Here is an 11,009-nt window from a genome sequence, read left to right on the forward strand (position 1 = left end):
CCATTGCGCGCACGACGGCGCGCAGCATGATTCGCGGTGATGGTCTGTCAATAAACAATCGCGCTTCATGTGTGACTGTTTGCCCCGAGCCAGTCGGGGCCACGCGAAATCGGAGCAACGTTCGACTATGTGGTTCAACGATCATCGGAAGCTGGTCGATTTGGGCACAGCCGCAGCTCGTTTGCGCGCCGAGGATCGTTATCGCCTGCTGGGTGGCGTTTCGTACTGTGAACTCCGCAACCGATTCCTCATCAGCCTTTGGTACCGCGACGACCTGCAGCGGTCGCTCAACGATTAACGGGTAACCGGTCATGCGGGCCAGCGACGGCCAGGCAGCCGCGTGGGCGGGAAAGAAAATCGCCGCAGCGCAGCCCGCGGTCGCTCCCAGGAGCCTAAATTGGCTGGCGAACGACGACAAGAAGTTCGCTGTCGTCGCGGGGCCGTCGCCCTTCTGCGGCTTGGTTGTGCCGAACAATACGGCAAGCATCAGCAACGAATCCAGGGCGAACGACACTGACGGATGGACTTCTGCCGCGCCAAAACAACGGCACGTTTTCGCGCCGCCGGCCCAGAGAGCTAGCGAGTAGGCGGCGAAGGCCGTGAAGGTCGCCGCCGTCAACCAGCGAAGCGGACGCGCAAAGACGCCCAGAAAAAGCCGAACGGCCAGCCCCAGCTCGTATTCGACCAGGCCCATCTGCACGGGCCGCGTCCAGATGCCGTGCGTGGTGATCGGCGAAAACTCGATGTGCCGCGCCTTCAAGACGGCGGCGACCAATAGCACGAGCGCAGCCGCCGTTCTGGCGGTGCGAAACGTAGGCAACCGAGGCCGTGGCGAAAAATGCATGGTGCAGACTCCCTCCTATACGCACGAGGGCTTTGGTTCTGGCTGGCCGTCAATGTAGACTTGGCCGTCACCGTTGTCAAGTGGCCGAGCGCCACGGTCGACAGGAAGCCGATTCGCCGGCGATCGCGATCAGAACTGCGGGTGTTGCCAGGCGCACCGCCTAGCGGTATATTCCAGGCAAGACATCTCTGAGAGGGCCTCGTCCGATGGCTGCACTTATCGGTGAATCGCGTGTTGAGCGGCGGCAGGCGAGCGACGGAGCGCCGCTTGTGTTCCGGAGCAACCAGGACGCTTTTTCGCGCTACGCCTGCTCGCGGCCGCTCGCGTATGCCCTCTTTCGGGCCGCGGAATGCGACGAGCTGGCGGCATTGCGCATCCCGCGGCCCGTGCTTGATGTCGGCTGCGGGGAAGGGGAGTTTGGCGTGTTCGCGCTTGCATCACCGCCCGACATCGGTGTCGATCTTTTAGCCGATCGGTTGGCGCAGGCGCGGAAGGCGGCGCGGGGGGGGACGCTGGCGCGAGCCGACGCCTGCCGGCTGCCATTTGGCGACGCTTCGTTCGCGTCGGTGTTGGCGGTCTCGGTGTTGGAACACTTTGAGCGGCCGGCGACGGCCCTGGCCGAGATCGCGCGGGTGCTGCGGCCCGGCGGACGGTTCATTGCGACGATTGTGCTGTCCGATCTACACCAACATTTGTTCTACCCCAGGCTGCTGCGACCGGTGGGTCTCGATCGAGGATATCTGGCCGCGCACGACCGCGTTTTTAAGCACAAAAGCTTGCTGCCGAAGGACGACTGGGAGAAAATGGTTTCAGCCGCCGGTTTGGACGTAATCGAGAGCCGAAAGATCGTATCGCCCGCCGTAACCCGCGCGTTCGATTTTTTTCTGGCGACCGCTTGGCCCTATCGGCTGCTGCAGCAGTTTGGCGTGCGCTTCGTCTGGCGGCCCCGCTGGATGGAAGGATGGTGCTGGCGGTTGTTCGAAACATTGGTCCACGACGGCGCAGGTGACAGGGCGGAAGACAACGAATCGGAGATCGGGCCGATGAATGACCGCAACCCGACCACCGCGGCGCTCCGGAGCGAGGCTGAGGCGGAGGGAAGCACGTTGTTGATGGTAGCCGAGAAACCTTGATTAAGACAGGAGACAGGCATGAGTGGCCGTTGCAGGCGTTCCGCCATGACGCTCGTTGAAACGCTGGTTGTCATCTCGATCATCGGCATGTTGATGTCGTTGCTGTTGCCCGCCGTGCAGGCCTCGCGCGAGAGCGCGCGCCGGACGCAGTGCCAAAACAATCTGCATCAGCTCTCGCTGGCGCTCGCGGGGTTCGAAAGCTCACGAGGGCGCTTTCCGCCCGGCCGCTTTGGCGGGAACTTCGGCTACGGTCCGACCTCGCGCGCCTGGAGTTGGGGGGCGGAGTTGCTGCCGCTCTTGGAGCGGAAGGACCTTTACGACCTGGGTAGCGTGCAAACCGCCGCTTTGAATGCGAGCATCGCCACGAGCCAGCAACTTTCAATATTTCTTTGCCCGTCGGCGGCCGTCAGCGGACCACGCGTCGACGCGGGGAACCTCGCGGGGCTGCCTGTCGGGCAAGCGACCTACAAAGCCGTGAGCGGCGCCAATTGGGGCGACGACTACACGCAGCCGGGCAACGTTCAGATTGCCACCGACTGGCGCAACAAAGGAAGGAACGGATCTTACGACGGCCTCGACGACGGCGACGGTATCATGTTCCGCAGCGATTACCAAAATCCGAGCTTGATGGCACGAATCCGCGACGGCACCAGCCGCACTTTTCTTCTCGGCGAAGACCTGCCCGATCAAGATGAGTGGGTGTCGTGGCCTTATGCGAACAATGCCTACGGTACGTGCGCCATGCCGCCGAACTTGACGAAATATCCTCCGGCCAACTGGGAAAACACGTGGGGGTTTCGCAGCCGACATCCGGGCGGCTTGAACTTCGCCATGTGCGATGGATCGGTGCGGTGGATCAACGACTCGATCGCGCTTGCCGTTTATCGCGCGCTGGCCACGATCGACGGGCAGGAGGTTTTTGGCGACGACCAGTGGAGATGAGGCACGGCGCCTGTCAAACATGGGCTAGTCGGATTCAACCCTCAGCAGCAAGTCGACTTGACCGCTCCGATTTCGATCAACAGAACAATGCGGGTCCCGCGCATCACCGAGAGCTTCCGCGATTCAGGGAGGCGCGAGCGACTGATCGTTTGGGGCGTCGCGGCGGCCGCGCTGGTGCCTTTCGCGTCGTTGGCAATGCCCGACGACAGGGTCTTGCCGTACTATGAATGGAGCGATTACGCGGCCTACCACCTGCCGGTGCATGAGTTTATCCGTGAGGAGTTTCTCGCGTGTCGCGTGCCGCTGTGGATTCCTTGGCTGGGGAACGGCACGCCTCTGCACGCCAGCCAACAAGCCGGGGTGTTCTATCCCGGCGTAAGTTTGCTCCTGCTCCTCTTTCCGGCCAACTACGCGCTGAGGCTGGCGCTCGTTTTGCATCTGGGGCTGGCATTCTTGGGGCAATACCGCCTATGCCGTGCGCTGGGAACGAGCGCCTTGGCTGCAAGCCTCGGCGCATTGGCGGTCGTTCAGGGCGGCTTCATGGTGAACCATTTGGTGGCCGGCCACGTGAACGTCGTGATCGGCGGCGCCCTTGTGCCGTGGTTCCTGTGGGCGTTGGTCCGCCTGCTGGACGCGCCCGGCGCGTGTCGTGCGGCGCTCGCCGCGGTGGTTGGCAGCGCGTTCGCTCTGGGAAGCCATCCCCAGGTTTCCTATTACGCGCTGCTGGCGGGCACCGCCTGGGTGGCGGGGTCACTGGCGTTTGCGCGTGCGGGCGCCGCGCACCGCCTACGCGCCGTCGGCTGGGTGACGCTGTCGGGCCTGCTTGCCGCCGCAATTGGTTCGGTGCAGACTCTGCCCTCGTTGGAACTGGTAGGCGACGGCCGGTCTGGTTCGCCGCGCGGCGACGTCGCGTTTGCGGCGGACTATGCGCTCGACGGACTGGACTTGGCGCGCCTGCTGGCGCCAAACGTGGCCGGGAATCCATTTCTTCGCTTGCCGGCCCTGGGGCGCAACGACTTCTTCCACGAGCGGGTCTGTTACATGGGACTAGTGACGTTGGCCCTCGCCGCCTACGGACTGACACGAGCCAAGGCGGCGCTCTGGCAGTGGGGCGCGGCGGCGGCGGTTTTAGTGGGGTTGGCGATCGCCCTTGGCCGCACCACGCCGTGGTTTTCATGGATTGGCGGCTTCACGCCGGGACTGTTTTGGTTCCGCTGCCCCGGCCGAGCGTTCGCGGTGATCGCGCCCCTGGTGGCTCTTTTGGCTGCCCGCGGTTGCGATGCCATTGTACACGCCGAGGCGCGCGCCCGCGGAACCGCTCTGTGGCGCGCGGCGGTCGCGTTGGCGTTGGTGGCGTGGGTCGTTGTGTCGGCCCTGATGCACGAGCGGACGCATTCGTCCTGGCTCGCCGCCCGCGATGACCGCTCGTCGGGAACCGATGCGGCTCTGGCGGCGGCGGCCGTTTTCGGCGCGCTGACCGTCAGCGCGATGGTGCTGGTCCGGCTGGACGGCGGCCGCTCGATCAGGCTCGGCGCGATTATTCTGCTCGCGCTCGCGGTGGCCGATCTGGGCTACCATAACGCATCCAATTTTTGGCTGCAGGAGCCACAGCCGACGAGTATCCCGGCTGACGTGCTGGCGATCGAGCCGCCAATGCGATTCATCGAAGCGCCGCAATATCCGCAGGTGTCGGCAGAAATGCTCCGCTATAGTCGCTTGGGCCTTACCGCGGTGCGCAACCGCCGTTCGATGGTCGGCACCGACGACGGAGGAATACTTCCCGGCGCGCTGACGCGCTACTGGCAGGCGGTCGAAGGCAACCCCGGCGCCGCGCTGGCGGTCGGGGCCTGCGGCTATGCGACGCACTCCGGCGCGCCGTGGCGGCCGCTCCACGGCGCTCTGCCCCGCGCGCGCTTCGCCACCGGCCGCGCGGCCGCGCTGTGCGGCGCGGGGATTGAAGACTTGTCGGACGACGACCTGCTGACGTTGGCAAATGATCTCCCGAAGCACGCGCCGCGGAGTTCGCATAATCGTGGCACAGAGCGTGGCGCTCGCGGCGATCCGCGAGTCGGCATTGTCACGGACGAGCCCCGCCGCTTGGAGCTGCGCGTCGCCGCACCGGCCGACGGAGTGCTCGTCGTCGCCGATACCTGTTTCGCGGGCTGGGCGTGTGAAGTCGATGCGCAACCCGCCGCGATTTGGCCGGCGCACGGCGTGTTTCGTGCGGTGAATCTCACGGCGGGAGATCACGCTGTCGCTTTCGAGTATCAGCCGCGCTCATTTTACCGTGGTCTTGCGGGCAGCATCGCCGGTCTGGCGTGTACCGGCGTGCTCGCCATCTACGGCCTGCTGGCGCGCCTCGGCCGACAACGGAGCCTCGCGACGTGAACACCGATGTGCGCCCTTCCGACGAGTCGCCTGCGAGCAGGGCCGTCCGCGCCGTCGATGGCATCGTGCTCACGGCCATCGTCGCTGCCGCGCTTGCGCTGCGCTGTTGGCGGCTGAACGAACGTGGGCTCTGGTTCGACGAGGCGTTTTCGTGGCGGCTAACGACGTTCGGCTGGCGCGAAATGCTTCACCGCGCAACGCTCGACAACAATCCACCGCTTTATTATGTGGTGCTCAAGCTCTGGACCGCCTGTTTTGGAACCGGCGCGGCCGCCATGCGGTCGCTTAGCGTCCTGGCGGGCACCGCTGCGTGCCTGGCTGGCTATCTTTTCGTTTCCGAGGCTTACTCGACTGGGAACGCTCGACAGAGCCTTCCGCCAAAACAGCTTCGCTCGGCGGCCCTTCTCGCCGCGGCATTGACGGCGGTGAGCGTATTGCAGATCCGTTGGTCGTGGGAGGTGAGGATGTATTCGCTGGGCAGTCTCTTGGCCGCCCTGTCGAGCTGGCTGCTGGTGCGCGCCTTGCACCGCCAGAGCCTCGCTCCTTGGCTGCTCTACGCCGCGGCCGCCCTGGCATTCGCCTACACGCACACGTTCGCCCTGTTCTCGGTGGCCGCACAATCCGTGTATGCGGCTGGCTACCTCCTCCTGGCACCGCATGATCGAATCGGCGGCGCCAGCGCGGCCACGGCGCGATGCGTCGGACCTAGAGGCGTGCCTGCGCCGAGGGACCGCTGGCGCGTGGCTCGCCATTATGCAGGCCCATGCTTGGCTGCCGTCGTCGTTGCGGGTGGCTATGCGCCCTGGCTTGGCGTCCTGCTGCGGCAGCACGAACAAGTACGCGCGAGCTTCTGGACCGAGCCATGCACTTGGGCGTGCGTGGCCAAAGCCGCGAACCAAATGTTTATCGACCCGCTGGAAACCGCCGCGGCTGACGGCAAAGGATGGGCCTGCGCCGGAATGACGGCGGCCGTTTTGGTCGGCCTGGCATTTCGTCCGCTTCCGGCGGACTGCTTCTTGTGCCTGTCCGCGGTCGTGCCGACCGCCGCCGCGGCACTGATCAGCGCTTACGACATTCCGATTTTCGAGGGGCGGTATTTGGCCTTCGCGCAGCTCTTTGTTTTATGCGCGTTAGCAAGGCTCGCGTCGGATGTTCCGCGGCGGTTGGAACGAGCGGTGATAGCCGCGGTATTGGTCGCAGGATTTCTTGTCGTGATGTTCGACTTTACGAGCCGATTGCCACAGGCGGGATCGTCCGGCTTGCGGCAAGCCGCCGAGCACGTTCTCGCACATGGCCAGCCGAACGACGTTGCGATTGTCTGCTCGCCCTATTTTTTCCTGCCGATGCTTCATGAGCTTGACCAAGCCCGCGACTGCCGGCTTCTGTCTTCGCGCACTCCGATCTTGCACTATGAGGGCGCCGCGGCTCTCACCGCGCAAGACCTCATTTCCCCGCGCGAGGCGAGCGCCGTCCAGAGCAACCGCGTATGGGTGCTCGAAGGTGGCACCGATGCAGCGGCAGTACTTCTGCCGCAGCGACGGTGGCGCCGAGCGAGCGTGAGCACGTTCTTTGAGGAATATGGGATCGGCGGTCCATTAAGGCTCATTGAATACGAACTTCTGGAGCATCAGGAATCAGCGGCACCCGCGATTGCCGTGCCGCGCCGATGAAGAAGTTCTTTCTCTGGTCCATCGGTGGCTGGGCTCCCGGCGCGCCGGGATCCCAGCCATCATCGCTACCTTCGGGGTCGATCCATCCATCGACGGCTGACAGTGTACTAGATCAGCTCGCGCATCGGCGGCTGCTCGACGAGATACTGCGGGCGGCCGGTGGGATCGACAATCGTGGTGCTGGCCGTGTCGATGCCCAGGTTGTGATAGAGCGTCGCCACGACCTCCTGGAAATGCACCGGGCGGTCCTGAGCGTGTTCTCCCAAGCGGTTCGTGCTGCCGATGCACTGCCCGCCGCGCATGCCGCCGCCCGCCAACAAAGCACAACTGACTTGCGGCCAGTGGTCGCGGCCGGCATTCGGGTTGACGCGCGGCGTGCGGCCGAACTCGCCCCAGGCGATGACCGTCACGTCGTTCAGCATGCCGCGGGCCTCGAGGTCTTCCACCAAGGCGGTGAAACCCTGATCGAGCTTCGTGCCGTGATCGCGCACCAGGTCGAAGTTTTGCCCGTGACTGTCCCACCGCCCAAAACTCAGCGTGACCACCCTCGCGCCGGCCTCCACCAGACGCCGCGCCACGAGCAGGTGCTCGTTGGCGGTCGGAGCGCCGTCGTACTGATATTTGTAGGGCTTGCCGTCGCCGTATCGCTCGCGGACGCGCGGGTCTTCCTTCGACAGATCGAGCGCGTCGAGCAACTTGCTGGAGGTGAGCACGTCGAGGGCCCGCTGTCCGAAGGCGTCGATGCCCTGCATCACGCCGGTGGCATCGAGATCGCGTCGCATGCGGTCGAAGCTGCCCAGCAGGCGGCGGCGGTCTTGCAGGCGGTCGAGCGAGACGCCGTTGAGTTTCATGTTCGCCATGCCCGGCCCGTCGGGCTTGAACGGAGCGTAGGCGGCGCCGAGAAAACCGCTGGTGCCGGCGTCGGACCAGGGCATGTGCTGCGTCCGCTCGGCCAGTCCCACGAAGGGCGGCACCGAACGATCGACGGGACCCTGCAACCTGGCCGCGGCCGCACCGATCGAAGGCCGGCCGCCCAAGGCCGCCAGCGACGGCTCGGTCCAGCCGGTATTGCACTGAAAAGCGTAGTGGGCGCCGCTGGCGCCGACCACCGAGCGGATCACCACGCACTTGTCCATGATCGAGGCGATTCGCGTAAAGACCTCGCCGATGTCGATGCCCTGCACTTTGGTGTGGATCGGGCTGAACTCTCCGCGGATCTCGGCGGGAGCGTCGACCTTGATGTCCCACATGTCCTGATGCGGCGGGCCGCCGCCCAAGAAAATGTGAATCACCGCTTTGTGCCGCGAGGCGTCGCCGGCCGCCGCCTCGGCCCGCATCACATCGGCCAACGTCAAGGCGCCGGCGCCGACGCCCAGGGCGCCGATCCGCAGAAAACTGCGCCGGGAGATTCCGTCACAAAAGCCGCTGTTTTGCGGGCCGAAAATCGTCAACATGGCGGGCACGCCTTTCGTGGTAGACTGAGTGTGTCGCGCGCGGGCCGCAAGCCAGGACGCTTACGCTGCGGGCGAGCGAACCTTTCGTGGTAGGCTGGGCAGGTCACTCCCATCAACGTCTTTTTATCAGTTCGGCCAGCAACTCGTCAAGCTGTAACTATTGAGGGCGCGGGACGTACTGCCTACGATGGATGCATAGTAGGGTGGGACCAGCAAGCTTGCGAGCGCCGGCCCACCACCAGGGCTTGTTCATGGTGGGCCGGCGCTCGCAAGCTCGCTGGTCCCACCCTACATGCGATTGGAATGAGGAAAACGATCAAAAGCTAGACTGCCGTATGCCACAACTTGCCGCTCACATCGTCGATTTGCACAAAGACTATTTTTTAGGCGGCGAGACCGTACACGCCTTGCGGGGCATCTCCTTGGAGATACCTGAAGGCGACTATGTGGCCATCATGGGTCCATCGGGTTCGGGCAAGAGCACGCTGCTCAACCTGCTCGGCTGTCTCGACCGGCCCACCGCCGGCAGCTTTTTTCTGGGCGAGGAGAACGTGGCCGAACTGAACGACGACGAGCTTTCCGAAATCCGCGCCTCGCGGATCGGCTTCGTCTTTCAGTCGTACAACCTGATTCCGCAGTTGACGGTGCTGGAGAACATCGAGGTGCCGCTCTACTATCTCGGCGCGCTGACGCCCGAAAGCCGCGAGCGTTGCGTCGAGATGGCGACGATGGTCGGCCTGGGCGACCGCGTGCGGCACCGGCCGATGCAGCTTTCCGGCGGCCAGCAGCAACGGGCGGGCATCGCGCGCAGCCTCGTGAACGATCCCTATTTCATCCTGGCCGACGAGCCGACGGGCAATCTCGACTCCGTCACCACCGGAGAGATTCTGGCCTTGTTCGACAAGCTGAATGCCGCCGGCAAGACGATCATCATCGTCACGCACGAAGAAGACGTGGCGGCCCGCGCCCGGCGCATCGTGCGGCTCCGCGACGGCGTGGTGCAATCGGACGAGCGGAACTGATAGGATCAGGCCGACTAAAACAACTCGTACATGTGTTCGCCGCCGTCGGCTGGGTTGCCGATCAGTCGTCGACCGACGGGGTCGACCACGAAGTCGAGATGTTCCAGGGGAATTTGCCGATCAGCACGGGCGCGCTGTCCGGCACCTCGATCACGTCCATCGTGCAATCGCGGCCCTGGATTGTGAGCCCAGCCGACATAGGCAAATGCCGACCGGTTACGGCATAATCGACGGCTCGCCCGCGTCGCCAGGGCGGCGAACCTGCCGCCCGTGCATTCCCGCGTCGCAGCGCAGACTTCTCCGGTTTCGCGTCGCTACGGTTCCACCACATCGCGGTGACGGCGGCGGAGCCGGGCGGTCACTTTTCGGCCAGCGGCCCGATTGCGTTTGCACAGAGATTGACCACGACGGAGCGCGGGATGAGTTCGCCCGAATCGTGATGTGGCGCCGGCCGCGCATTTCTTCGTGCGCGCAACTTGTTGTCTCGCCCCGCGTTTGTGCGCTTCGACGCACTCCGCTCGTCAGTCGGGGCCTTGCCACGCGATCTGCCGGCACCTTTTTTGCGGCGCCGGCGTGCGGAACATGGCAGGGGCATCGCAGCACCATCGTGACGGAACCTCCGGACCAGAGAGGAAGGTCGGTCGTTCGCTGTAGCCGATTCGCGGCTAAGCGACAGGAGGAAAACGATGTACCGCGTACAACGGAGTTTTAGCGGCCAAGTCGCCGGCGCGGTTCCGCTCCGCGCAAAAGGGGCGCAGCGCTCTCCGCTCTCCGCTCTCCGCTCTCCGCTCTCCGCGTAGCGCCCCTGGGGAGAGAAGTTCACGAGTTTCGGCCTACTCGCCGCTGCAAAACGCGTGTGCGCACGTCTGCGCACGCACCGCGTATGGCCAAACGGCGCGGCCAAGCCGCCGCGTGCGCACGGCCGAAAGCGCCCCGTTGCGCACGTCTGCGCATTGGAGACGCCGACCTCATTCCGGCCGCGCGGCCTGGTCGACACTCGGCGGCGCCGACTTCTTACCCAAACCATTGAGGTAACGCCATGATTCTCGCCGCCCGCAATCTTGACTACCCGCCACCAAAGGCCGAGGGCGATGTCCGCATGGGCGTGCCGGGCGGCGATTGGAGCCGCGACGAACTGGACGCCCGTGCCGTATGGGAGAACGAGCAGATCAAGCCACGCCAGCGCCACGCGACGCATTATTGGTTCCTCGGCAAGGTGTTGCTGGCGGTGGGACGAGATTTCGACCCCGCCCAATGGAGGGCCTGGCGTGAAGCCCACCAGATCAACCGCACGCGCTGCGAGCGTGCTCAGCTCATCGCCCAGGCGTTCCGCTTGGAACAGGAGGTGGCCAACCTGCCGGTCCTGGTGGCCGTGGCCTTGGCCCGCGAGCGGCTCGGGCGGCCGCCGCGCCAGGCCGCCGCCGACGCCAGGCTCCGCCGCTCGCTGTCGGCCATGAACAAGTCGCTCGCAAAAAGGCTCGACGAGTTCGACCGCGTGACCGACCCCGACGGCGTGCCGCCCCTCACCGCCGAATTAAAGCGCCAACTCACGGAGA

The 11,009-nt window shown here is 65.1% G+C and carries 9 protein-coding genes; 6 read left to right on the forward strand and 3 right to left on the reverse strand.

What is annotated here, in order from left to right:
* A partial coding sequence (locus VNH11_19835; GenBank protein ID HVA48627.1) for a MauE/DoxX family redox-associated membrane protein occupies positions 1-844 on the reverse strand: 844 nt, incomplete at its 3' end.
* A gap of 206 nt (positions 845-1,050) precedes the next feature.
* Between VNH11_19835 and VNH11_19840 the strand changes: the two genes are divergently transcribed.
* The 4 genes from VNH11_19840 (at position 1,051) to VNH11_19855 (ending at position 6,977) form a co-directional block, all read left to right on the forward strand.
* Positions 1,051-1,977, forward strand: a complete 927-nt coding sequence (locus tag VNH11_19840) for a class I SAM-dependent methyltransferase (protein ID HVA48628.1) — start codon at positions 1,051-1,053, stop codon at positions 1,975-1,977.
* Between the two features lie 18 nt (positions 1,978-1,995).
* Positions 1,996-2,919 carry a DUF1559 domain-containing protein gene (locus VNH11_19845; protein HVA48629.1) on the forward strand — a complete coding sequence of 308 codons (924 nt, stop codon included), beginning with the start codon at positions 1,996-1,998 and terminating at the stop codon, positions 2,917-2,919.
* Positions 2,920-3,006: 87 nt separating this feature from the next.
* Complete coding sequence (locus VNH11_19850; protein ID HVA48630.1) at positions 3,007-5,307, forward strand: hypothetical protein; 2,301 nt, start codon at positions 3,007-3,009, stop codon at positions 5,305-5,307.
* Complete coding sequence (locus VNH11_19855) at positions 5,304-6,977, forward strand: glycosyltransferase family 39 protein (GenBank protein ID HVA48631.1); 1,674 nt, start codon at positions 5,304-5,306, stop codon at positions 6,975-6,977. The genes VNH11_19850 and VNH11_19855 overlap by 4 nt, the downstream gene beginning before the upstream one ends.
* A 107-nt stretch (positions 6,978-7,084) precedes the next feature.
* Here the strand turns inward: VNH11_19855 and VNH11_19860 are convergent, their stop codons facing one another.
* On the reverse strand, positions 7,085-8,431 hold the full coding sequence (locus VNH11_19860; GenBank protein ID HVA48632.1) for a DUF1501 domain-containing protein: 1,347 nt from the start codon (positions 8,429-8,431) through the stop codon (positions 7,085-7,087).
* Between the two features lie 335 nt (positions 8,432-8,766).
* Here VNH11_19860 and VNH11_19865 point away from each other — a divergent pair, with 335 nt between their 5' ends.
* Complete coding sequence (locus tag VNH11_19865) at positions 8,767-9,453, forward strand: ABC transporter ATP-binding protein (protein HVA48633.1); 687 nt, start codon at positions 8,767-8,769, stop codon at positions 9,451-9,453.
* A gap of 61 nt (positions 9,454-9,514) precedes the next feature.
* Here VNH11_19865 and VNH11_19870 read toward each other — a convergent pair whose 3' ends face one another.
* Positions 9,515-9,652 (reverse strand): hypothetical protein, encoded by a 138-nt coding sequence (locus tag VNH11_19870; GenBank protein HVA48634.1) that lies wholly within the window; start codon positions 9,650-9,652, stop codon positions 9,515-9,517.
* A gap of 840 nt (positions 9,653-10,492) precedes the next feature.
* Between VNH11_19870 and VNH11_19875 the strand changes: the two genes are divergently transcribed.
* Positions 10,493-11,009, forward strand: a 517-nt coding sequence (locus VNH11_19875; GenBank protein ID HVA48635.1) for a hypothetical protein, incomplete at its 3' end; no start/stop codon positions are given.

It is taken from the genome of Pirellulales bacterium (assembly GCA_035533075.1).
In the GTDB taxonomy this organism is placed as follows: domain Bacteria; phylum Planctomycetota; class Planctomycetia; order Pirellulales; family JAICIG01; genus DASSFG01.